Origin of the sequence: Ferrovibrio sp. (assembly GCF_046297595.1) — a bacterium.
GTDB lineage: Bacteria > Pseudomonadota > Alphaproteobacteria > Ferrovibrionales > Ferrovibrionaceae > Ferrovibrio.
Window position 1 is genome coordinate 72,661 of sequence record NZ_JBKBHT010000010.1, and the last position, 21,759, is coordinate 94,419.

The 21,759-nt window shown below is 63.6% G+C and carries 22 protein-coding genes; 16 read left to right on the top strand and 6 right to left on the bottom strand.

What is annotated here, in order from left to right; genetic code table 11:
* Positions 1–112 precede the first annotated feature (112 nt).
* From dapA to ACK4FJ_RS19495, 3 genes are read left to right on the top strand one after another with little or no spacing between them, the layout of a single operon-like run.
* The gene (dapA, locus tag ACK4FJ_RS19485) at positions 113–1,036 is read left to right on the top strand and encodes a 4-hydroxy-tetrahydrodipicolinate synthase (RefSeq protein ID WP_409768406.1); all 924 of its coding nucleotides are present in this window, start codon (positions 113–115) and stop codon (positions 1,034–1,036) included.
* Between the two features lie 6 nt (positions 1,037–1,042).
* Positions 1,043–1,510: an SsrA-binding protein SmpB gene (gene smpB, locus ACK4FJ_RS19490; RefSeq protein ID WP_409768408.1), complete on the top strand. Its 468-nt coding sequence runs from the start codon at positions 1,043–1,045 to the stop codon at positions 1,508–1,510.
* 25 nt (positions 1,511–1,535) lie between these two features.
* Entirely contained in the window at positions 1,536–2,207 is a 672-nt protein-coding gene (locus tag ACK4FJ_RS19495) for a sulfite oxidase-like oxidoreductase (RefSeq protein ID WP_409768410.1), read from the top strand.
* On the opposite strand, the gene ACK4FJ_RS19500 is transcribed toward ACK4FJ_RS19495, so the two are convergent.
* Both ACK4FJ_RS19500 and ACK4FJ_RS19505 read right to left on the bottom strand, forming a co-directional pair.
* On the bottom strand, positions 2,198–2,929 hold the full coding sequence (locus ACK4FJ_RS19500; RefSeq protein ID WP_409768412.1) for a hypothetical protein: 732 nt from the start codon (positions 2,927–2,929) through the stop codon (positions 2,198–2,200). The genes ACK4FJ_RS19495 and ACK4FJ_RS19500 overlap by 10 nt on opposite strands.
* Before the next feature lie 265 nt (positions 2,930–3,194).
* Positions 3,195–4,748 carry a M81 family metallopeptidase gene (locus tag ACK4FJ_RS19505; RefSeq protein WP_409768414.1) on the bottom strand — a complete coding sequence of 518 codons (1,554 nt, stop codon included), beginning with the start codon at positions 4,746–4,748 and terminating at the stop codon, positions 3,195–3,197.
* A gap of 70 nt (positions 4,749–4,818) precedes the next feature.
* On the opposite strand from ACK4FJ_RS19505, the gene ACK4FJ_RS19510 reads away from it, so the two are divergent.
* A complete protein-coding gene (locus ACK4FJ_RS19510; protein ID WP_409768416.1) occupies positions 4,819–6,402 on the top strand; it encodes an ABC transporter substrate-binding protein in 1,584 nt (527 codons plus the stop codon).
* 24 nt (positions 6,403–6,426) lie between these two features.
* On the opposite strand, the gene ACK4FJ_RS19515 is transcribed toward ACK4FJ_RS19510, so the two are convergent.
* Positions 6,427–7,065, bottom strand: a complete 639-nt coding sequence (locus tag ACK4FJ_RS19515; protein ID WP_409768418.1) for a uracil-DNA glycosylase — start codon at positions 7,063–7,065, stop codon at positions 6,427–6,429.
* A 20-nt stretch (positions 7,066–7,085) separates the two neighbouring features.
* Positions 7,086–7,757 (bottom strand): NYN domain-containing protein, encoded by a 672-nt coding sequence (locus ACK4FJ_RS19520; RefSeq protein ID WP_409768420.1) that lies wholly within the window; start codon positions 7,755–7,757, stop codon positions 7,086–7,088.
* A 96-nt stretch (positions 7,758–7,853) separates the two neighbouring features.
* On the opposite strand from ACK4FJ_RS19520, the gene folK reads away from it, so the two are divergent.
* From folK to era, 9 genes are all read left to right on the top strand, one after another.
* On the top strand, positions 7,854–8,363 hold the full coding sequence (gene folK, locus ACK4FJ_RS19525) for a 2-amino-4-hydroxy-6-hydroxymethyldihydropteridine diphosphokinase (RefSeq protein WP_409768422.1): 510 nt from the start codon (positions 7,854–7,856) through the stop codon (positions 8,361–8,363).
* A gap of 116 nt (positions 8,364–8,479) precedes the next feature.
* Positions 8,480–8,866: a DNA-directed RNA polymerase subunit omega gene (gene rpoZ, locus ACK4FJ_RS19530; protein WP_409768424.1), complete on the top strand. Its 387-nt coding sequence runs from the start codon at positions 8,480–8,482 to the stop codon at positions 8,864–8,866.
* Positions 8,867–8,998: 132 nt separating this feature from the next.
* Complete coding sequence (locus ACK4FJ_RS19535; RefSeq protein WP_409768426.1) at positions 8,999–11,170, top strand: RelA/SpoT family protein; 2,172 nt, start codon at positions 8,999–9,001, stop codon at positions 11,168–11,170.
* 23 nt (positions 11,171–11,193) lie between these two features.
* Positions 11,194–11,781: an orotate phosphoribosyltransferase gene (gene pyrE, locus ACK4FJ_RS19540; protein ID WP_409768428.1), complete on the top strand. Its 588-nt coding sequence runs from the start codon at positions 11,194–11,196 to the stop codon at positions 11,779–11,781.
* Positions 11,782–11,801: 20 nt separating this feature from the next.
* Complete coding sequence (locus ACK4FJ_RS19545; protein WP_409768431.1) at positions 11,802–12,554, top strand: pyridoxine 5'-phosphate synthase; 753 nt, start codon at positions 11,802–11,804, stop codon at positions 12,552–12,554.
* A gap of 11 nt (positions 12,555–12,565) precedes the next feature.
* Positions 12,566–13,000: a holo-ACP synthase gene (acpS, locus tag ACK4FJ_RS19550; protein WP_409768434.1), complete on the top strand. Its 435-nt coding sequence runs from the start codon at positions 12,566–12,568 to the stop codon at positions 12,998–13,000.
* 70 nt (positions 13,001–13,070) lie between these two features.
* On the top strand, positions 13,071–13,862 hold the full coding sequence (gene lepB / locus ACK4FJ_RS19555) for a signal peptidase I (protein WP_409768437.1): 792 nt from the start codon (positions 13,071–13,073) through the stop codon (positions 13,860–13,862).
* Positions 13,863–13,869: 7 nt separating this feature from the next.
* Positions 13,870–14,619, top strand: a complete 750-nt coding sequence (rnc, locus tag ACK4FJ_RS19560) for a ribonuclease III (protein WP_409768440.1) — start codon at positions 13,870–13,872, stop codon at positions 14,617–14,619.
* The gene (gene era / locus ACK4FJ_RS19565; RefSeq protein ID WP_409768443.1) at positions 14,616–15,542 is read left to right on the top strand and encodes a GTPase Era; all 927 of its coding nucleotides are present in this window, start codon (positions 14,616–14,618) and stop codon (positions 15,540–15,542) included. The genes rnc and era overlap by 4 nt, the downstream gene beginning before the upstream one ends.
* A gap of 4 nt (positions 15,543–15,546) precedes the next feature.
* Here the strand turns inward: era and ACK4FJ_RS19570 are convergent, their stop codons facing one another.
* On the bottom strand, positions 15,547–16,467 hold the full coding sequence (locus ACK4FJ_RS19570; protein WP_409768446.1) for an AEC family transporter: 921 nt from the start codon (positions 16,465–16,467) through the stop codon (positions 15,547–15,549).
* 61 nt (positions 16,468–16,528) lie between these two features.
* Positions 16,529–16,909, bottom strand: a complete 381-nt coding sequence (locus tag ACK4FJ_RS19575; RefSeq protein ID WP_409768449.1) for a hypothetical protein — start codon at positions 16,907–16,909, stop codon at positions 16,529–16,531.
* 106 nt (positions 16,910–17,015) lie between these two features.
* Here ACK4FJ_RS19575 and ACK4FJ_RS19580 point away from each other — a divergent pair, with 106 nt between their 5' ends.
* The 3 genes from ACK4FJ_RS19580 (at position 17,016) to ACK4FJ_RS19590 (ending at position 21,331) form a co-directional block, all read left to right on the top strand.
* The gene (locus tag ACK4FJ_RS19580; protein WP_409768452.1) at positions 17,016–17,891 is read left to right on the top strand and encodes a YihY/virulence factor BrkB family protein; all 876 of its coding nucleotides are present in this window, start codon (positions 17,016–17,018) and stop codon (positions 17,889–17,891) included.
* A gap of 125 nt (positions 17,892–18,016) precedes the next feature.
* A complete protein-coding gene (ilvD, locus tag ACK4FJ_RS19585) occupies positions 18,017–19,741 on the top strand; it encodes a dihydroxy-acid dehydratase (protein ID WP_409768475.1) in 1,725 nt (574 codons plus the stop codon).
* Positions 19,742–19,813: 72 nt separating this feature from the next.
* Positions 19,814–21,331 (top strand): M81 family metallopeptidase, encoded by a 1,518-nt coding sequence (locus ACK4FJ_RS19590; protein WP_409768455.1) that lies wholly within the window; start codon positions 19,814–19,816, stop codon positions 21,329–21,331.
* The last annotated feature ends 428 nt before the right edge of the window (positions 21,332–21,759 follow it).

The following is a 21,759-nucleotide window of genomic DNA, read 5'->3' on the forward strand; positions in this document are numbered from 1 at the left end:
ATAGCAGGCTGCCGGGTCTGGCAAAAGCGCGGCTTGCCCTTGATGGAGCCTGCCGGCGCGGGTAAGGTCGCGACTTATCCGTTTCGTAACGCGCAAAGGTAAGGGAACCACCATGTTCAAGGGCTCGTTCGTCGCACTGATCACCCCGTTCAGGAAGGGGAAGGTGGACGAGAAAGCGTTCGGCGATTTCGTCGAATGGCAGATTGCCCAGGGCACCCATGGCCTGGTGCCGGTCGGCACCACGGGCGAGTCGCCCACGCTGAGCCATGACGAGCACAAGCGCGTGGTGGAGATCTGCATCGAGGCGGCCCATGGCCGCGTGCCGGTTATGGCCGGCACCGGCTCGAACTCGACCGACGAGGCGATCGAGCTGACCAGGCATGCCCAGGAGGCCGGGGCCGATGCCGCCCTGGTGGTGACGCCGTATTACAACAAGCCGACCCAGGCCGGCCTGTACGCCCATTACAAGGCGATCCACGACGCGACCAAGATTCCAATCTTCATCTACAACATCCCGCCACGCTGCGTGATCGACATGTCGGTCGAGACCATGGCGGCCTTGTCCAAGCTGCCGCGCATCCGTGGCGTCAAGGATGCCACCGGCAACATCGAGCGCCCGCTGCTGCAGCGTATCGCCTCAGGCCCAAAATTCTGCCAGCTCGACGGCGACGATACGACCGCGATTGCCTTCAACGCGCATGGCGGCACCGGCTGCATTTCCGTCACCGGCAACATCGCGCCCAAGCTGGTTTCGCAGATGCAGGAGGCCAGCCTGTCGGGCGATCATGCCAAGGCGCTGGCGATCCAGGAAAAGCTGATGCCGTTGCACAAGGCATTGTTTGCCGAGACCAGCCCCGGCCCGGTGAAATATGCCGCCGAGCTGCTGGGCATCTGCACGGCCGAACTTCGCCTGCCGATGGTGCCGTCCAGCAAGGCGACCACCGATCGCGTCAAGGCGCTGGTCAAGCAGCTCGGCCTGGTTGGTCCGAAGCAGAAATCCTCGGGCAAATCCGCCGCGAAGAAAAAGAAGAAGTAAGCTTTCATGGCCCAGCAACCGCGCACGGTGGCCGATAACCGCCGTGCGCGTTTTGATTATCATCTGGACGAAACCTTCGACGCCGGCATTGTGTTGGTCGGTTCCGAGGTGAAGGGTCTGCGCGGCGGTCGCGCCAGCATCCAGGATGCCTATGCGGCCGAGCAGGGCGGCGAAATCTGGCTGGTGAATTCGCATATCCCGGAATATGCCGGTGCGAACCGATTCAACCACGAGCCGCGCCGACCACGCAAATTGCTGCTCAAGCAGAAGGAAATCGACAAGTTGATCGGCGCGTTGAAACGCGGCGGCGTGACTTTGGTCCCCTTAAACATATATTTCAACGAGCGCGGTCGGGCCAAGGTCAAGATCGCGCTAGCCCGCGGCAAGAAGCTGCATGACAAGCGCGAGACTGAAAAGAGCCGCGACTGGAATCGCGAGAAGCAGCGGCTGATGCGCAACAAAGGCCGGGAATAATCGCGTAACCCTTCGGGAGGCAGCGATGAGCGATGATTACAAGCCGGGCCTGATCGGCCAGATCAAGGACAAGTTGATCGCCTCGAAGCAGCAATGGGCCAAGGATGGCCGTCTGCTGACCGGGGAAACCTCAGCGCCGAACCAGCGGCGTCTGCCGCCGGGTCAACGCCTGGTGCGCGACTGGCCGGTGCTCGACCTCGGCGTGCAACCGAATATCCTGCTTGATCGCTGGCTGCTCAGCGTCGGCGGGCTGGTGCAGAAGCCGCTGAAGTTGACCTGGAACGATTTCCTCGACCTGCCGCAGACCGATACCGTCTCGGATATCCACTGCGTCACCGCCTGGTCGCGTTACGACAACCGCTGGAGCGGCGTGCTGGCGACGGATTTCCTTAAGCTGGTGAAACCGCATGCCGATGCGCGCCATGTCGTTTTTCAGTCCTACGATGGCTACGCCACCAATGTGACGCTGGATATGTTTTCTGCTTCCGATGTGCTGCTGGCGCATTCCTGGGAGGGATCGCCGCTGACCCGCGAGCATGGTGGGCCGGTGCGCATCGTGATGCCGAAATTCTATTTCTGGAAGTCGGCGAAATGGATCAAGCATATCGCCTTCCTCGACCGCGACGCGCCTGGCTACTGGGAGGTGCGCGGTTATCACAACACCGGCGATCCCTGGAAGGAAGAGCGTTACGGTTGATCCGACAATTGTCTGATCAGCGGATGCGCCAGGCCGGCCGCGACGATGTCGTGCGGATGAACCCTGCCGAAATAGGCATTCGGCCACCAGCAATCCTCTTCCGGATCGTAGTCGAACCATGGCGCCAACCCGATCACCAGATGGCAGCGCGATTGCGGGCTGACGTGCCGCGTGAAAACGCGGTGCGGTTTGTTGGTGTCCCAGGAATAAGCCTTGCCACAGGCGAGATGATACTGCCGGATCGTTGTCGAAGTGGGATCGGGTCGGTCACGCTCGGTCTCGATTTCCAGAAGATGGTCCGGCGTGGTCCAGATCGGGATGTTGATGCGCAGGTTGTGAAACACCGTCTCGTCCCGATGCCAGCCGAAAGAAAACTGGCTGGCCTCGGTGCGGTTGGCCTGGATCACGCTGAGGCGCGACCGCACTACCGGCAGACGGAACCCGCGCAATAACTCACCCAAGGCGCCGGAATTGCCGGCGGGCGTGAGCCGTCGGAAGCCATAGGTGTCGTAGTAATCGCCTTTTTGCACCGGCATCTGCTCGCGGCTTTGCGGCGTGGCGTAGAAATACTGCCCCTGCCTCAAATGGGCCGACCCCAGCGTTGAGGAATGGGGATCGCCGTCGCGATCCGGATTGCAGGTGAGCGATAGCGAGCCATAGGCGGGGGTGTCGCTGTCATCGTCAGTGTTGCGGAAACCACGCAATCCGTAACGCGCGATCACGGCCCGGCAGGCTGCTGCGAGAGCCGGCAGGTCACAGTGGATTGCGTATTGCTGCAGCAGTCCGGTCCGTGACGCAAAGCGGGCGGCGGCAGATTGCAGGCCATGCTGCCGACTCAGGTGATCAAAGACCGTATCATCGGGTTTGATCGCAGAAGTATTTGTTTTTTCAGTAAAAATGACTTTTTTCATAATGGCCTGCCCCTTGATATAGGAAATAATTCTATATCAGCAGGCAAATATTGCCAATATGTTCTTATCAACCTCCTCAAGGAGGAGACCATTGCATCTCCGGGTCCAGCGGGTAGATCGGCCGAGGTACCTGCCGCCAGGGCACATTCTGCAACACCGGCGTGGTCAGGCCGGGCACATCCACCTCGATGATACGGTCATCGGGGAAGAATTCATCGAAGGCAGCGCGGAAATGGCCGCGCGACTTCACCACAAGGCTGCGCAGCCCGGCAATATCGATGCCGAAATTCTCAAAATACATTGGATCCAGAGCCTGATGCCGGATGGTCGTCACCACAACCTGAATGCCATCAACGGCGATCACGGCCGAAGGACCGATATCGAGCGTGCGGCCTGCTGCCATGCCGCGTCGTCCGACGAAGATGCCGTTGCTGAGCGCGACGACCTTGCCCGGCGCGGTGAAAGGCTCGGAGAAGGTGGTGGCTTCGCTGCGGTTGAAGCGCGCTTCGAATGTCGCACCCAGACCCAGGCGATGCGCTTCGGCCGCCAGTTCCGGATCGAAGACCGGGCCTATGGCGCAGCCCTGAACGCAGGCCTTGTGGAAAGCAGCAAGGATGTATGAGGTGTTGCCGCGACCGCCGCCGCCGGGATTATCTGCCACGTCTGCGAACAGTAAGGCAGGGCGGTTGGAATCCTTGCCGCAGGCTATGGCCATTTCAGTGGCTTCGTTCAAAGGCGTAAGACGGGCGATGAAACGCTGTCGTTGCGACCAGGCGAAAGCCGCGACGTCGCGCGCCACGGCTTTTGCTCTGGCAGGATCGGTGGCGGTGGCGATCACCGACATGCCGTTCTTCGGCGTGTCGCCCAGCGTGAATCCTGAAGATACCGAAACATCGATCACGCCGTCTTTGACCTGGGATTGTCCATAGGCAATCACATCGGCATAGGGGCCGGACTTGGTGTTCTGGCTGGTCGAGGGTGGGATGAAAGGCAGTTTGACGAAAGCGGCATGGGGCTTCATGCCGGCCAGCATGGCGCGCAGATGGCGGGCGCAGTCCGCGCCGCGATCCGGCATGTCGGTATGCGGGTTGCAGCGATAGGCAACCAGCACATCGGCCGCATCCACCATGGCCTGGCTGACATTGGCATGCAGATCCAGTGTGGCGACAATCGGCACATCGGGCCCGACGATCTCGCGCACCGCGCGAAAGACGGTGCCATCGGGGTCGATATCGCCTGTGGCGGTTGCAGCGCCATGCTGCGAGAGGAATACCCCATCCAGCGGGCCGGCATTGCGCAGATGCAGGCGCAGGCGTTCGATCACCCATTCGAAAAAAGGCTGGTCGACCGGGCCGGATGCGCCCACGGCAGCCATGATCAGCGGCACGCAATCCCATGGACCGCTGGCGCTCATGGCGGCCGTGAAGCCGGTCAGCGTCGTCGGGCTGCGCGGATTGGCACCGGCCAGGTCGGCGAGCAGGGCTTCGCCTTCCAGCAGCACATTGGCGGCGAACTCCTCGCGGGTCGAAACCGGCGCATGGCCATTGCTTTCCAGCATGAAGCCGCCGACCGCGATGCGCGGCGCTCTTGGGGATGTATTACCGGACGTTATGGTTTCAGACCGCATCATGTGTTGACACCCGACTCCTTGCGACACTCAATAATGACCACAGTAAAATCATAAAGGAAGGATGCAGGGAATGACTATCGTATCGCGGCGCCTGTTCATGGGCGGCACCTTCGCGGTGCTGGCTGCCGGCAGTTTGACTTCACACGGTTTCGCGCAGACCACAGCCCATCTGCGCATCGGCACCAAGCTCGAACTGAACACGCTCGACCCGCATTTCTTCAACGGTTTTCCCCAGGCCTCGTCGCATTCCCTGATTTTCGACGCCCTTCTGTCGCTCAATGACGAACTCAATCCTGTGCCCGGGCTGGCCACTGCGTGGCGCAATATCGACCCACTGACCTGGGAATTCGAGTTGCGGCAGAACGTGAAGTTTCATGACGGGTCGGCCTTTACGGCCGATGACGTGCTGGCCACGCTGGACCGTGTGCCGAAGGTGCCCAACAGTCCCAACCCCTTCACGCAGTTCACGCGTTCCATCGTCAAGTCAGAGAAGCTGGGCGATCATCGCATCCGCTTCACCACGGCGACGCCGAATCCGACGCTTGCCACCGACTTGGCGCGCGTTTTCATCATCTCGAAGAAATACGCCGAAGCCAGTACCGCCGATTTCAATGCCGGCACGGCGGCGGTGGGCACCGGTCCATACAAGCTGGTGGAATGGGTGAACAGCCAGCATCTCGTTATCGAGCGCAACGATGGCTATTGGGGGCAGAAGCAGCCCTGGGCGAAGGTGACCGAACGGGTGATCAAAGGTGATGCCGGACGCATCGCGGCGCTGCTGGCCGGCGATGTCGATGCCATCGACGAAGTCCCCACACTGGATGTGCCCCGCATTCGCGATGACAAGCGTTTTGCCATCGCCACCGGTCCATCGTCCACGGTGCAGTATATCGCGATGGATGCTGTGCGCGATCAAAGTCCGTTCATATCGGCCAAGGACGGTCAGCCGCCGCTGAAAGACAATCCTCTGAAGGACCGGCGCGTGCGCAAGGCGCTGTCGCTGGCGATCAACCGGCAGCTGATCGTTGACCGCCTGCTCGATGGTTCCGGTACGCCGGCGTCGCAATTCCTGCCGTCTCGCTTCGAGGGCACCAGCCAGAAACTCAAGGTCGATCCTTTCGATCTGAACAAGGCCAAGGCCCTGTTGAAGGAAGCCGGCTATGAAAACGGCTTCAAGATCACCCTGCATGCCACGGGCGACCGGTATCCGAAGGATCGCGACATCGCCCAGGCGGTGGGACAGGGCTGGACACGGCTGGGCCTGCAGGTGAATGTGGAGGCCATGCCCGGCACGGTGTTCTTCAGCCAGGCCACCAAACAGGAATATTCGGTCTTCATGGCCCAGTACGGCACCGAGGAAGCCTCGATCGGTCCGCGTGCGCTGGTTCACACACCGGGCGGCATCTATGGTACCGGCAACCGGACGAAATTCTCGAATGCCAGGCTCGATGCCTTGATCGAGAAGGCCCAGGGCGAGATGGATCCGGTGAAGCGCAAGCAGTATGTGCAGGAATCCATCGAGGCCTGCATGGAAGAACAGGCCATCATTCCGGTTTTCCACCCGAACTGGGTGCTGGCCGGGAAGAAGGAAATCGTGATCACGCCACGCCCGGAGCGCCGTTTCAATGCGGCGATGATGAAGCCAAAAGCCTGATGCCGGCTTTGCCGTCGCCGTCGATCAGACGGCGGCGGCAATCCTGTCGAACACCGAATGGAACATCGCCTCGGTCAGGCGACCGGTATTGGTGTTGTAACGCGAGCAGTGATAGCTGGAGAACAGCGTCGTGCCATTCGGCATCCTGTGTTCCGAGCCATGGCCGAATGGGGCCGAAGCGCGTTTCACCTTCAGCGTATCGAGCACGGCGATATGGGCGATCTGTCCCAATGCCAGGATGGCCTTCAGGTTCTTCAACGCCGCAATCTCATGCACCAGGAAGCTGCTGCGGCAGATTTTGGTTTCCGCTGGTGTCGGCTTGTTTTCCGGCGGCACGCATTTCACCGCGTTGGTGATGCGGCAGCGCACGAGCTGCAGCCCGTCATTCGGATCGGCGCGGAACACGCCCTTGGCAAAACCGTATTTGATCAGCGTGCTGTAGAGCAGATCGCCGGCATAGTCGCCGGTAAAGGGCCGCCCCGTGCGGTTGGCGCCTTTCAGCCCCGGTGCCAGCCCGACCACCAGCAATGCCGGATTGTTGTCGCCCCAGGGCGGCACCGGGCCGTTGAAGAAATCCGGATAGGCCTGGCGGTTCGCGTCGCGGAACTGGGCAAGGCGCGGGCAGAGCGGGCAGTCATGGCCCGGCTGGGCGACGGCGGTCATTGGGGCGAAAGGCAGGCTGGTCAGCGCAGATGCTTGCGCGGATCGGCCGTGTCGATCTCATCGAAATCATCCATCGCCTGGGCCGGGCTGGATGGCGCGACATTGCCCTGGCCGGTCCGCAGCGTCGCATGCACGCCGGCACTGCGCGACTGATCGCGGCCGGCCTGATCGCGCATGATCTTCGGCATCAGGTCCTGCAACTCGATGAAGGTATCGGCCTGGCGTCGCAGTTCATCGGCCACCATCGGCGGCTGGGTCTTGGTGGAACTGACGACGCTTACACGCACGCCCTTGCGCTGCACGGCCTCGACCAGGCGGCGGAAATCGCCATCGCCCGAAAACAGCACGACATGGTCGACATGGGGCGCCATTTCCATCACATCGATGGCCAGCTCGATATCCATGTTGCCCTTCACCTTACGGCGGCCCATGGCATCGGTGTATTCCTTGGCCGGCTTGGTCACCATGGTGAAGCCGTTATAGTCCAGCCAGTCGATCAGCGGCCGCAGCGGCGAATATTCCTGATCTTCGACCAGCGCAGTGTAGTAAAAGGCGCGGACCAGGTGCGATTCCTTGCGGAAGCTTTCGAGCAGGCGGCGATAATCAATTTCGAAGCCGAGGCTGCGGGCGGCGGAATAAAGGTTGGCACCGTCGATGAAGAGCGCCACGCGCTCCTGCGTATAGAACTTCATGATCTATTCCTTGCTGTATAGACTTGGGTTCAATGACCGTAACGTCTTATGTAATCCTTTGTGCGGCGGCGACAGGCCTAAGGCAAGAATAAAATCATGGCAACAGAGCGGTCCGGCATCTTTGTCGCCCTGGGAGCAAATCTCCCGAGCGTTGAGCATGGTGCGCCTCGCGCAACGCTTGAGGCGGCCCTACAGTTTCTCACCCGCGAGGGTGTTCGGATTCTGAAACGCTCCTCATGGTGGCAGGCTGCCGCACAGCCGGTCTCGGATCAGCCGGATTTCATCAACGGCGTCGTGGAACTCGATACGGCGCTGGGGGCGGATCAGTTGCTGGCACTGCTGCATCGGATCGAGGCATCGGTTGGCCGGGTACGCCAGGCCCGCTGGGAAGCCCGGGTGCTGGACCTCGACCTGATCGACTACCGCGGCCTGGAACTGCGGGGCGAGGGCGGTGGCCCGATCCTGCCGCATCCCCGGATGCAGGAGCGGCTGTTCGTCCTGCTGCCCCTGCAGGAAATTGCCCCGGATTGGCGGCACCCGGTTTCGGGGGCCGGGATCGAGGCCTTGATCGCTCAGGCAAATCATATGAAAATCAATAGGTTATAATGATTTTCTTGGGTTTCGGGGGCGTTTTCTGCTTGTATAGGCACTTGCATCCGTCGGGAATCGCCCTTAATAAGCGCGCTCCCGCTTTCCGCTGCCGATTTTACCGAGGGTAAACCATGGCCCGCGTCACCGTCGAAGATTGCGTCATCAAGATCCCGAACCGCTTCGAGCTGGTTCTGCTGGCCGCCCAGCGCGCCCGCGCCATCTCGTCGGGCGCTTCCCTGACGCTGGATCGCGACAACGACAAGAACCCGGTCGTTGCCCTGCGTGAAATCGCCGACGAAACCGTGGATATCGAGGGCCTGCGCCAGCGCATGATCGGCGGCATGCAGAAGCATGTCGAGGTCGACGAGCCGGAAGAGGACAACATGGCTGCCCTGATGCAGTCCGGCGAATGGGCCGGCGTGCAACAGGACAACGAAGACCTCGCCGAGGGCATGTCGATCGACGAGGCCGATGGCGACGAGGGTCCGGAAGCCGCCGACGAGGCCGAAGAGGCCTGATCCGGGCATCCGGCGTCACAGCCGGGCCGATTTCCCCGAATTCTGCTGCCGGCGGGCTTGTCCCCGCCGGTTTTTCGATCAAAATAACTCTTTATGTACAACCGTTTGCCGGAGGCGGAGAACGGGGCAGGAATGATGCGTCCGCGTGTCATGCGCCAGGTTGAGCTATTGGAAAAAGTCCTCGCCTACGATCCCGCGGCGGACGAGGACCTGCTTAACCGTGCCTATGTGTTCTCCATGAAAGCCCACGGGGCGCAGAAACGCGCCTCGGGCGACCCGTATTTTTCGCACCCCGTCGAGGTGGCTGGCATCCTGGCCGGCATGAAGCTGGACAGCACCGCCATCGCCACCGGCCTGCTGCACGACACGCTGGAAGATACCGTCGCCACGCCCGACGAGATCGAGAAGAATTTCGGCAGCGACGTGCTACGCCTGGTCGACGGCGTCACCAAGCTGTCGCGCATCGAACTGCAATCCGACCGCACGCGGCAGGCCGAGAATTTCCGCAAGCTGCTGCTGGCGATGTCGAACGACATCCGCGTACTGCTGGTCAAGCTGGCCGACCGGCTGCACAACATGCGCACGCTGCATTTCATCAAGACGCCCGAGAAGCGCCGGCGCATCGCCAAGGAGACCATGGAAATCTTCGTTCCGCTCGCCGACCGCATCGGCATGCAGGATTTGAAGGAGGAACTGGAAGACCTGGCTTTTGCCGAGTTGAACGGCGATGCGCGCGCCTCGATCATCGCCCGCCTGGACCAGCTGCGCAGCGAAGGCGGCAGCATGGTCGACCGCATCTCCGACCGGCTGAAACGGACGCTGGCGGAAAACGGCATCGAGGCCTGGGTGTCGGGGCGCGAGAAACGGCCTTTCTCGATCTGGGAGAAGATGCAGCGCAAGAACATCGCGTTCGAGCAGCTCTCCGACATCATGGCCTTCCGCATCGTGGTGCGCGATCTGGCCGCCTGCTACCACGCCCTGGGCGTGGTGCATCAGACCTGGCCATCGGTGCCGGGCCGCTTCAAGGACTATATCTCCACGCCGAAGCAGAACGGCTATCGCAGCCTGCACAGCACGGTGATCGGCCCCGAGAACAAGCGTATCGAAATCCAGATCCGCACCCAGGAAATGCACGACATCGCCGATCTCGGCGTCGCCGCGCACTGGCAATACAAGCATAACGGCCAGGCCGCACCTGAAGCCGAAGCGCGGCAGTATCGCTGGCTGCGCGAATTGCTGGAAATCCTGGAGCAGACCTCCGATCCGGAGGAATTCCTGGAGCATACCAAGCTCAACATGTTCCAGGATCAGGTGTTCTGCTTCACGCCCAAGGGCGACCTGATCGCCCTGCCGCGCGACGCCACCGTTGTTGATTTTGCCTATGCGGTGCATTCCGATGTAGGCGACACGGCTGTTGGCGCCAAGGTGAATGGCCGCGTCGTGCCGCTGCGCACCGTGCTGCGCAATGGCGACCAGGTGGAAATCCTGCGTTCGAAAGTACCGGCGCCGAACCCGACCTGGCTGAACTTCGTCAAATCGGGCCGCGCCAAGTCCTGCATCAACCGCTTCATCCGCCAGCAGCAGCGCGGCCAGTATCACGAACTGGGCAAGGCCATCCTGGTGAAGGCCTTCCGCGAGCATGATGCCACCGCTTCGGAAAAGGCGCTGGAGCCGGCGGTGAAGGTGCTGAAGTTGCGCTCGGCCGATGATGTCTTCGTCGGCGTGGGCGAGGGCAACATCACCGCGCGGCAGGTGCTGAACATCGTCTTCCCGGGCCAGAAGCAGGACGAAGCCGACAAGGCGCCGCCGCTGCCCCGGCTGCACAAGTCCGAACATGGCAAGGGCGGCGGCATCCCGATCCGCGGCCTGATTCCCGGCATGGCGATGCATTTCGCCGGCTGCTGCCACCCGCTGCCGGGCGACCGCATCGTCGGCATCGTCACCACCGGCAAGGGCGTGACGATCCACACCATCGACTGCGACGCGCTGGAGCAATTCGCCGAACAGCCGGAACGCTGGCTCGACCTGGCCTGGGATGCGCCGTCGGACAGCGACAAGGCCCATGGCCATGTCGGCCGCGTCAGTCTGGTGATCAACAACGAGACCGGCGCGCTCAGCGCTGTCACCACCGTGATCGCCAAGCACAAGGGCAACATCACCAACCTGAAGATCACCAACCGCAGCCCCGAATTCTTCGAGATGTTCGTCGATATCGAGGTGCGCGACGTGAAGCATCTGACCAATATCATCGCGGCCCTGCGCGCCACGCCGAGCATCAGCTCGGTGGAACGCGCCAAGGGCTGACCAGTACGGAGAAACGGGGGATCATGAATCGCGAGGACGTGTTACGGCATTACCGGGAATCCGGCGCGCTGCTGGAAGGCCATTTCCTGCTCACCTCAGGCCTGCACAGCCCGGTCTACATGCAGTCGGCCCGCGTGCTGATGCACCCCGAACGCGCCGAAGCCCTCTGCAAAGCGCTGGCCGACGCGATCCGCGCCAAGCTGGGGCCGAAGCCGGTCGATCTGGTCTGTTCGCCGGCCATGGGCGGCGTGGTGGTGGGTTACGAACTGGCGCGCCAGCTCGGCGTGCCGTCGATCTTCACCGAGCGGGTGGATGGCAAATTCACTCTGCGGCGCGGCTTCGATATCCCCAAGGGCGCGCGCGTGCTGATGGCGGAAGATGTCGTCACCACCGGCAAGTCCAGTCGCGAATGCATCGATTGCATCGCGGCCCATGGCGGCGTCACGATTGCAGCCTCCTGCATCGTCGACCGCTCCGACGGCGAGGTCGAACTGGGTGTACCGCTGTTTTCGCTCTGCGGCTTCAAGGTGCCGGCCTATCGCGAGGATGAGCTGCCACCCGAACTGCAGAAGCTGCCGGCGATCAAGCCCGGCTCACGCAATCTGGCATAGCTGGGGAAGGAGAGGCGGCGATGACTTCGCGGATCCTGCGTCTGGGCGTTAACATCGATCACGTTGCCACCATCCGCAACGCGCGCGGCGGGCGCCATCCCGATCCCGTGCGCGCCGCCAAGCAGGCCGCCGCCGCCGGTGCCGACGGCATCACGGCGCATCTGCGCGAAGACCGCCGCCATATCTCGGACAACGATATCGACCGGCTGATGGCCGAGATCGACCTGCCGCTGAATCTGGAAATGGCGGCCACCGATGAAATGCTGGCCATCGCCTTGCGCCACCGGCCGCATGCCAGCTGCATCGTGCCAGAGCGGCGCGAGGAGCGTACGACCGAAGGCGGCCTCGATGCCGCCGGTCAGTACGACCACCTGGCGCCAATGGTCGAGAGGCTGTCTGCCGCCGGTATCCGCGTGTCGCTGTTCATCGAACCTTCCGAGCGCCAGCTCGACGCCGCGAAGAAACTGGGCGCTCCGGTCGTGGAGTTGCATACCGGCCGCTACTGCGAAACCGAAGGCGAGGCACAGACGGTCGAATTGCGGCGCATCGAAAAAGCCGCCGCCCATGCCCAGGCCATCGGCCTGGAATGCCACGCCGGCCACGGCCTGAGTTTCGACACCGTGGCGCCGGTGGCAGCGATCCCCACTATCGTGGAACTCAATATCGGCCATTTCCTGATCGGTGAGGCGATCTTCAGTGGGCTGGACAGCGCGATCCGTCGCATGCGCGCCCTGATGAACGATGCCCGTGGCGTCACTAGCCGCACGGCCTGAGCGATGATGCGATGATCATCGGCCTGGGCTCCGACCTGATCGACATCCGCCGCATCGAGCAGACCATTGCCCGGTTCGGCGACCGCTTCCTCGACCGTGTTTTCACGCCGGTCGAGAAGGCGCGTTCCGAGCGCCGCCAGCGCACCCGGATTGAATCCTATGCCAAGCGCTTCGCCGCCAAGGAGGCCTGCTCCAAGGCGCTGGGCACCGGCTTCCGCAGGGGGGTGTTCTGGCGCGACATGGGGGTGGTCAACCTGCGCAGCGGCAAGCCCTCCATGGCGCTGACCGGCGGGGCCCTGGCCCAGCTTCAGAGCCTGCTGCCGCCCGGCCACGAGGCCCAGATCGACGTCTCGCTGACCGACGAGCCGCCGCTGGCCCAGGCCATTGTCATCATCACGGCAAGGCCGATATTACCCCCCGGATTACCGACCGGACCGGGTGCTTGACTTTGCCGGCCGGTTGCCGGCTTGATGCAGCCCCGGCTGGGGCAAAAACGGCCGTAAGGGATTGATTTATATGGATCGGGAGCAGGTGGTGGCGAAGCCGAAAACGCGTGGCGGGGAACTCTGGGACAGCCTCCGCACCCTCGTTTATGCCGTGCTGATCGCCGTCGGCATCCGTACGGTCGCCTACGAACCCTTCCACATCCCGTCGGAATCCATGCTGCCGACCTTGCTGGTCGGCGACTATGTCTTCGTCTCCAAATACGCCTATGGCTACAGCAAGTATTCCCTGCTGTTCAGCCCGCCATTGTTCCAGGGCCGCATCCTGGCATCCGAGCCCAAGCGGGGCGATGTCGTGGTGTTCCGTTGGCCGCATGACCCCTCGGTGGACTACATCAAGCGCCTGGTCGGCCTGCCGGGCGACCGCATCCAGATGCGCGAGGGTGTGTTGTACCTGAATGGCGAGGCGGTGAAGCGCCGCCGCGTCGAGGATTTCGAGCGCCGTGACCGTTTCGGCAATCTGGTCGAACGCAATCAGCAATGGGAAGAGACCCTTCCGGGCGACGGCAAAAATCCGGCCGTGACCTACCGCACGCTGGATCTCTACGCCTACAGCGCCAGCGACAATACCGGCGTCTATACCGTGCCGCCCGGCCATTACTTCATGATGGGCGATAACCGCGACAATTCGCAGGACAGCCGCGTGCCGCTTGAGGTTGGCGGCGTGGGTTACGTGCCGTCGGATCACCTGATCGGTCGCGCCGATGTTCGGTGGATTTCGATTGAGCCCTCGGCAACTCTGTTGAAGCCGTGGACGTGGTTCAGTGCCCTGCGCTGGGACCGGATGTTCACGGGTATCGACTGAGGCGGGCGTGACGGCAGATACCCGGAAATCCCCGCTCGAGGTATTGCAGCAGACGCTCGGCCACAAATTCGCCGATCCCAGGCTGCTGGAAGAAGCCCTCGTGCATCCTTCGGCCAATCCGCGCCGCAGCCGGGCCAAGTCGGCGCGGCAGAAGGCGGCTGACGCTCCGCCGGCGATGCGCGATTACAACCGGCTGGAATTCATCGGCGACCGCGTTCTGGGTCTTGTGGTGGCCACCCTGCTGGCCGAGCGTTTCCCGCAGGCCGAAGCCGGCGAACTGGCCCTGCGCTATAATGCGCTGGTCAAACAGGACAGCCTGGCGCGGTTCGCGCAGTCGCTGGGGCTGGGCGATTTCATCCAGCTTTCGCGCTCCGAGCGCGATTCAGGCGGCGCCGGCAAACCGGCGATCCTGGCCGATGCCTGCGAGGCCGTGGTGGCGGCCCTGTATCTGGATGGCGGCATGCGTGTGGCCGAGAAATTCGTGCGCCGTTACATGATCCCGATGCTGGACGAGGTCACCGGCGGCGCCGCGAAGGATCCGAAGACGGCCTTGCAGGAATGGGCTGCGGCGCGCGGCATGGCGGCGCCGAAATACGATGTGGTCAATCAGGAAGGCCCCCCGCACGAACCGCGCTTCACCGTGGCGGTGCGGTTGGGCACCGGCGAGCCGGAACGCGGGCAGGGCGGTTCGAAACGCGCCGCCGAACAGGAAGCGGCCGGTCGCCTTTTGGGCCGGCTTGAAAACGGAAAGAAATGAGCGAAGCAGACACCAGTAGCCCGGCGACGCCGCATTGCGGCTACGTCGCCATCATCGGCGCGCCGAATGCCGGCAAGTCCACCTTGCTGAACCGTCTGGTCGGCGCGAAGGTCTCGATCGTCTCCAAGAAGGTGCAGACCACGCGCGCGCGCATCACCGCGATTGCCGTGCAGGGCGATGCGCAGGTGATCTTCCTCGACACGCCGGGCATCTTCACGCCGAAACGCCGCCTCGACCGCGCCATGGTGAATGCCGCCTGGAGCGGCGTTGACGATGCCGATGCGGTGCTGCTGCTGGTCGATGCCGAACGCGGCTTAGACGACGAAAGCCGCGCCATCGTGGATGCATTGCAGGGACGCAAGCGCGGGCATGTGCTGCTGGCGCTGAACAAGGTTGATGCCGTGCCGCGCGAAAAACTGCTCGGCCTGGCCAAGGCCTTGAGCGAGGCCTATCCCTTCGAACGCATATTCATGATCTCAGCCCAGAAGGGCACCGGCGTCGACGACGTGCTGCGCGACCTGGCCGGCCGCATGCCGCCGGGGCCATGGCTTTATCCGGAAGACCAGTTGGCCGATGTGCCGATGCGGTTCCTGGCCGCCGAGATCACCCGCGAGCAGGTCTATCACAGCCTGCATGACGAACTTCCTTACGCGATCACGGTCGAGACCGAGAACTGGAAGGACCAGAAGGACGGTTCCGCCCGCATCGACCAGGTGATCTATGTCGAGCGCGAGGGCCAGAAGAAGATCGTGCTGGGCGAGGGCGGCCAGATGATCAAGCGCATTGGCGCCTTCGCCCGCAAGATCATGGAAGAGCAGTTCGAGTGCCGCGTGCACCTGTTCCTGTTCGTGAAGGTGCGCGAGGACTGGGGCGACGATCCGGAACGCTATGAGGCCATGGGCCTCGACTTCCCGAAGAAGTAAGCGGCTACACGCCCGCCATCAGCATGAACAGCGGCACGGTCACGAAGGCCAGGATGGTGCTGGCCGTGACGATGGCGGCTGCCATCGGCGCATCGCCGCCCATCTGGCGGGCGAGGATATAGCTGGCGCTGGCCGTCGGCATGGCGCCCCACAGCACCAGCACCTTGGTCTCCAGCGGACCGAGGCCCCACAGCCGGCTGAGGCCGAACAGCACCAGCGGATAGACCAGCAGCTTCAGCGCGCAGGCGATGCCCACGGCACGGCCGGCATTCTTCGCCGCCTCCCATTGCAGGCCGGCGCCGACAGTCAGCAGGCCCATCGGCGCGGCCATGCTGCCCAGCATCTTGAACACCGGCTCGATCCCGCGCGGCAGGGCAAGGTCGAACACGTTCATCAGGATGCCGGTCACACAGGCGATGATCAGCGGGTTCTTGACCAGGAACATCACCTGGCCTTTGAAACTGGTGCTCTGGCCGTGATCGCCGTAGCGCGCCAGCGTCAGAACGCACATCACGTTGATGGTGGGGATGGCCAGTGCGATGGTGACGGCGAACAGCGTGATGCCGGCACCGCCTTCCAGCGCCGCCACCGCGCCAAGGCCGACGAAGGTGTTGAACCGCACGGCGCCCTGGAACACCGAGGTGAAGCCGGGCCCGTTCACCTTCGCCAGTGGACGCAGGGCATAGACCAGTCCGGCCTGCAGCAGCAGCGCCGCGAACAGCGCGCCCAGCATGCCGCTGGGGTCGAAGTCGCCTAGCTTGGCATTGCTCAGGTTGTCGACCAGCAGGGCCGGAAAGAAGATGAAGTAGGTGACCTTGTCGGCCAGGGGCCAGAAGGCGTCGCCCGGGAAGTTGCCGCGCTTCATTGCCCCGCCGATGGCGATCAGCAGGAAGATGGGCACGATGGCGAGAACGACGGAGAGCATGCGGGGACTCGGGCGAGGCTGATTTTGCCCGGACTCTAGCGGAAGCGGGGGAAGGCCGAAACTAGCGCGCGGCCAGCAGGATCAGCAGTTCCATCGCGCGATTGGCAAAACCGAAGCCCAGATACAGCGCCATCGCGCGCAGCGCGGCATCGTACCAGCCGATCTGGCCGCCGGCGGCGGCAGCCGTTGCGCGGATGTAGCGTATCGGTGTTTCCGCCAGCTCGACCGGCAGTGCGGGAACAGTGATGGGATCCGGGCTGGGCCGCTCGGGGATCAGATACTCGGCAACCTTGGTGCGGGCCGGGCCGTAGATGCGGCGCCAGCGGAAGGCTTCGGCTTCGGCGCTGTCGGCATTGCTGAGGGATGCACGCGGAATCCAGCTATCTGCCATCCTGGTCAGGACGACATAGCGGGGGACGACGATCTCAGCCTGCATGCCCATGTTTCTATCCTTGTCAAAACATCATTAAGAAACATTAAAGAGCGGTTAATTTTTCATCCTTAACGAGCATTGCGTCGATCGGGTCGGCGCGGCGAAGATGTTTACCATGTTCCGCAACTGGGCCGTCTTCGCAGGCAGGGTGCTGTATGGCGCCGGCCGCGCCATGATCAACAGCCTGTCTTTCGAGCTGGCCGGCCATATCGCCTATACCGGGCTGCTGGCGATTTTTCCCTTCCTGATTTTCCTCGCCGCCCTGGCCGGGTTCCTCGCCGGTTTCCTGGGCGAATACGGCGGCAGCCTCGCTTCGGTGCAGGCGATGCTCGACCTGCTGCCCGAGGATGTCGGCGCCACGCTGGGCCCGGTGATCAACGAAGTGCTGGCGCGGCGCGACGGCGGCCTGCTCACGCTGGGCCTGATCGGCGCGCTGTGGGTGGCCTCCAGCGGCATCAACGCGCTGCGCATCGCACTGAACGCTTCGTACGGTTTCAGTGAGCCGCGGCCCTGGTGGCTGATCCGCCTGGGCAACCTGGGCGCCATCCTGCTGGGCGGCTTCGTCTTCATCCTGCTGTCGGTGGCGATCGTGCTGGGACCGCTGATCTGGCAGGGGCTGCTCTGGCTGTTTCCCTTGAGCAATGCGGAACGCTGGGCCTTCAGCCTGTTTCGTTATGGCATTGCCGCCCTGGTGCTGACCGCCGGTCTGCTGGCGCTGCATCGCTGGCTGCCCGGCCGGCATCTGGCATGGCGCCATCTGCTGCCCGGCGTGCTGGCGACCACGGTGCTGTGGCTGATACTGGCCGGGCTGTTCTCGCTCTATGTGGCGCGGCTGGGCAATTACAGCGCCACCTATGGCAGCCTGGGCGGGGTGATCGTCACCCTGGTCTTCTTCTACGCCTCGGCCGTGCTGTTCATTTTCGGCGCCGAGGTGAATGCCGCCCTGCTGCGACGCAAACAGGTCAAAAAACCCGCCGACGCCACCACCTAGCCTCTGGTCCGCCGCCAGCCCGCTGGCTATGCTCCGTGTCCGGTTTTTAGTTTGCCAAGGGACAGGACCAGCCAATGACCAAAAAGACCAAGAAGGCCCCGGCGAAAAAGCACAAGGGCGCCGTGATGAAGGGCGGGAAATTCGACAAGTCCAACCTGCCGAGCCGGCATGTGACGGAAGGCCCCGAGCGCGCCCCGCACCGCAGCTATTACTACGCCATGGGCCTGACCGAGGCCGAGATCAACCAGCCCTTCGTCGGCGTGGTCACCACCTGGAACGAGGCCGCGCCCTGCAACATCACGCTGGGCCGCCAGGCGCAGGCGGTGAAGAAGGGCGTGAAGGCCGCCGGCGGCACGCCACGCGAATTCACCACCATCACCGTCACCGACGGCATCGCCATGGGCCACCAGGGCATGAAGTCGTCGCTGGTCAGCCGCGAGGCGATTGCGGATTCCACCGAGCTGACCGTGCGCGGCCATTGCTACGACGCGCTGGTGGGCCTGGCCGGCTGCGACAAGTCGCTGCCCGGTCTGATGATGGCCATGGTGCGCCTGAACGTGCCATCCATCTTCATGTATGGCGGCTCGATCCTGCCCGGCCGGTTCCGCGGCAAGGATGTGACCGTGGTCGACGTGTTCGAGGCCGTGGGCCAGCATGCCGCCGGCAAGATGAACGCCAAGGACCTGCATGAGCTGGAATGCGTGGCCTGTCCCTCGGCCGGGTCCTGCGGCGGCCAGTTCACCGCCAACACCATGGCCTGCGTGTCGGAAGCCATCGGCCTGGCCATTCCGGGTTCGGCCGGCGCCCCGGCGCCGTATGAAACCCGCGACCAGTATGCCGAGGCCTCGGGCCGGCAGATCATGGAGCTGATCAAGCTGGGGATCCGGCCGCGCGACATCGTCACGCGCAAGTCGCTGGAGAATGCCGCCCGCGTGGTGGCCGCCACCGGCGGTTCGACCAACGGCGCGCTGCATCTGCCGGCGATTGCCCATGAGGCCGGCATCAAGTTCGACCTCGATGACGTGGCCAAGATCTTCAAGTCCACGCCCTACATCGCCGACCTCAAGCCCGGCGGGCGTTACGTCGCCAAGGACATGTACGAGATCGGCGGCGTGCAGGTGGTGCTGAACGAGCTGATGAAGGGCGGCTATATCCACGGCGACTGCCTGACCGTGACCGGCAAGACCATCGAGCAGAACCTGAAGGGCGTGAAGTTCCCCAAGGACCAGGACGTGGTGCGCCCGATCACCAACCCGATCACGCCGACCGGCGGCGTGGTTGGCCTGAAGGGCAACCTCGCGCCGCGCGGCGCCATCGTGAAGGTGGCGGGCATGGCGCGGCTGAAGCATGTGGGTCCGGCCCGCGTGTTCGACAGCGAAGAGGCCGCGTTCGAGGCCGTGCAGGCGAAGAAGTACAAGGAAGGCGACGTGATCGTCATCCGCTACGAAGGCCCGAAGGGCGGCCCGGGCATGCGCGAGATGCTCTCCACCACCTCGGCGATCTACGGCCAGGGCATGGGCGAGAAGGTGGCGCTGATCACCGACGGGCGTTTCTCGGGCGGCACGCGCGGCTTCTGCGTTGGCCATGTGGGGCCGGAAGCAGCGGTCGGCGGGCCGATCGGCCTGATCAAGACCGGCGACATCATCACCATCGACGCGGTGAAGGGTGTGCTCAGCGTCGACGTCTCGGCCAAGGAGATGGCGGCGCGGAAGAAGAAGTGGAAGCCGCGCAAGACCGACTACCAGTCGGGTGCGCTGTGGAAATACGCCCAGACCGTGGGCGATGCCCATGACGGCGCCGTGACCCATCCCGGCGGCAAGGCGGAAACGCACGAATACGCGGACATCTGAACACGACTACCCGAAGGGCGCCCAACGCGGCGCCCTTCTTCGTTCCCCCATAAAAAACCAAGCGAGCCCCCCATGACCTATACGATTGCCATTGCCGGCTTCCAGCACGAGACCAATACCTTCGCGCCGCAGAAGGCGACGCTGGACAAGTTCATTCAGGGCGAGGGCTGGCCGCCGCTGACCGAGGGCAAGGCGATCTTCGAGGTGTTCGAGCCGATGAACATTCCCATCGGCGGCTTCATCACGTCGGCCAAGGCCAAGGGCTGGGCGCTGGAACCCATCGTCTGGGCGGCGGCGCAGCCGTGTTCTTACGTCACCGACGAGGCCTTCGACTTCGTGGCCAAGAAAATCACCGACGGCCTGGCCAGACTGAAGGGCAAGATCGACGCCGTCTATCTGGACCTGCATGGCGCGATGGTGACCGAAAGCCATGAGGACGGCGAGGGCGAGCTGCTGCGCCGCGTGCGCGCCACGGTCGGCCCCGACCTGCCGGTGATGGTGAGCCTGGACCTGCATGCCAATGTGACCGAGGCCATGGTGCGGCACAGCGACCTGCTGATCGCCTATCGCACCTATCCGCATCTGGACATGGCGGTGACCGGCGGCCGGGTGGCGCGGCAGCTGGAAAAGCGCCTGACCGGCGAACGGCCCAGACAGGCGAAGGCCCTGCGCCGCATTCCCTTCCTCATCCCGCTCACCGCGCAATGCACCTTCCTGGAGCCGTGCAAAAGCATCTACGAAAACTTAAGCAATATGGAACACGGCGCGGTGAGTTCACTCTCGTTCTCGCCCGGCTTCCACCCGGCCGACATCAATGAATGCGGCCCGACCATCGTGGCCTATGCCGACAGCCAGGACGCCGCCGACAAGGCCGCCGACGATCTGGCCCGCCACATCACCGAGCGCGAGGCCGAGTTCAAACTGAACCTGCTCTCGCCCGTGGATGCCATCGAGCAGGCGCGCCGGATGATCCAGGGCGGCGCGCGCAAGTCGGTGGTGCTGGCCGACGTGCAGGACAATGCCGGCACCGGCGCGACCTCGGACACCACCGGGCTGCTCGCCGCGCTGATCGAGCAGGGCGTGCCCGATGCCACGCTGGGCCTGCTGTTCGACCCCGAAGCCGCCCGCATCGCGCACCAGGCCGGGCAGGGCGCCGAGATCGAGCTGCAGGTCGGCGGGCGTTACTTCGACGGCGCCAAGCCCTATCGCAACCGCTTCACCGTCTCAGCGCTGAACGACGGCCGGTTCCTCTGCACCGGGCCGTTCTACAAGGGCACGCGCATGGCGCTTGGCCCCATGGCGCGGCTGACCTGCAGGACGCCGGGGGGAAGCGTGGATTTGGTGCTCAACTCCGTGCGCGTGCAGGCGGCCGACAAGGAGATGTTCCGGCATCTGGGGATCGAGCCGGGCGAGCGGCAGATCGTGGGCCTGAAAAGCACCGTGCATTTCCGCGGCGACTTCACCGACATCGCCCACGAGATCCTGAACGTGGAAAGCCCCGGCGCCTTCGTGGAGCGCGCCGAGACCCTGCCATACCGCCGCCTGCGCAAGGGCATCCGGCTCAGTCCGCTGGGGCGGGCGAACGCGTAAGCCGCGCTGCTTAGTCGTCGTGGCGGCGGAGCGGGACCGGCGCGTGCGCTGTTGCGGTTTCGCTGCGCGGTTTCGGATGCGGTTTGAATCGTTTTGCGATGGTTTTGCATAGGTAAGTCATTGATTCTGTGTAAATGGCGTTTTCCATAACGTGGGAAGCCGGTGCCGCGCCGTTTGTCAGAACATGTAGGGAACGAGAGGTCGGAATCAAGGGGGCGGCCATCATACCACCCACCAATCGTCATGCTCGGGCTTGGCCCGAGCATCCACGTTTTCCCTTTTTTAAAAAAGAACTCGTGGATGGCCGGGCCAAGCCCGGCCATGACGACTGAGGGGTGGTGGGGCCTGGGCCAAGCCCGAGCATGACGGTTATGGGTGGGTGAGAGCGGCGGAGGCCCGCATACACCCGTCCTCATTCCTCCACTTCG

Coding starts and splice junctions, on each gene's coding strand:
- lepB (WP_409768437.1), top strand. CDS start 13,071: ATGGATCGGGAGCAGGTGGTGGCGAAGCCGAAAACGCGTGGCGGGGAA.
- dapA (WP_409768406.1), top strand. CDS start 113: ATGTTCAAGGGCTCGTTCGTCGCACTGATCACCCCGTTCAGGAAGGGG.
- ACK4FJ_RS19545 (WP_409768431.1), top strand. CDS start 11,802: ATGACTTCGCGGATCCTGCGTCTGGGCGTTAACATCGATCACGTTGCC.
- ACK4FJ_RS19535 (WP_409768426.1), top strand. CDS start 8,999: ATGATGCGTCCGCGTGTCATGCGCCAGGTTGAGCTATTGGAAAAAGTC.
- ACK4FJ_RS19495 (WP_409768410.1), top strand. CDS start 1,536: ATGAGCGATGATTACAAGCCGGGCCTGATCGGCCAGATCAAGGACAAG.
- ACK4FJ_RS19515 (WP_409768418.1), bottom strand. CDS start 7,065: ATGACCGCCGTCGCCCAGCCGGGCCATGACTGCCCGCTCTGCCCGCGC.
- rpoZ (WP_409768424.1), top strand. CDS start 8,480: ATGGCCCGCGTCACCGTCGAAGATTGCGTCATCAAGATCCCGAACCGC.
- ACK4FJ_RS19510 (WP_409768416.1), top strand. CDS start 4,819: ATGACTATCGTATCGCGGCGCCTGTTCATGGGCGGCACCTTCGCGGTG.
- ACK4FJ_RS19590 (WP_409768455.1), top strand. CDS start 19,814: ATGACCTATACGATTGCCATTGCCGGCTTCCAGCACGAGACCAATACC.
- ACK4FJ_RS19505 (WP_409768414.1), bottom strand. CDS start 4,748: ATGATGCGGTCTGAAACCATAACGTCCGGTAATACATCCCCAAGAGCG.
- era (WP_409768443.1), top strand. CDS start 14,616: ATGAGCGAAGCAGACACCAGTAGCCCGGCGACGCCGCATTGCGGCTAC.
- ACK4FJ_RS19520 (WP_409768420.1), bottom strand. CDS start 7,757: ATGAAGTTCTATACGCAGGAGCGCGTGGCGCTCTTCATCGACGGTGCC.
- acpS (WP_409768434.1), top strand. CDS start 12,566: ATGATCATCGGCCTGGGCTCCGACCTGATCGACATCCGCCGCATCGAG.
- ACK4FJ_RS19570 (WP_409768446.1), bottom strand. CDS start 16,467: ATGCTCTCCGTCGTTCTCGCCATCGTGCCCATCTTCCTGCTGATCGCC.
- pyrE (WP_409768428.1), top strand. CDS start 11,194: ATGAATCGCGAGGACGTGTTACGGCATTACCGGGAATCCGGCGCGCTG.
- folK (WP_409768422.1), top strand. CDS start 7,854: ATGGCAACAGAGCGGTCCGGCATCTTTGTCGCCCTGGGAGCAAATCTC.
- ilvD (WP_409768475.1), top strand. CDS start 18,017: ATGAAGGGCGGGAAATTCGACAAGTCCAACCTGCCGAGCCGGCATGTG.
- ACK4FJ_RS19575 (WP_409768449.1), bottom strand. CDS start 16,909: ATGGGCATGCAGGCTGAGATCGTCGTCCCCCGCTATGTCGTCCTGACC.
- ACK4FJ_RS19580 (WP_409768452.1), top strand. CDS start 17,016: ATGTTCCGCAACTGGGCCGTCTTCGCAGGCAGGGTGCTGTATGGCGCC.
- smpB (WP_409768408.1), top strand. CDS start 1,043: ATGGCCCAGCAACCGCGCACGGTGGCCGATAACCGCCGTGCGCGTTTT.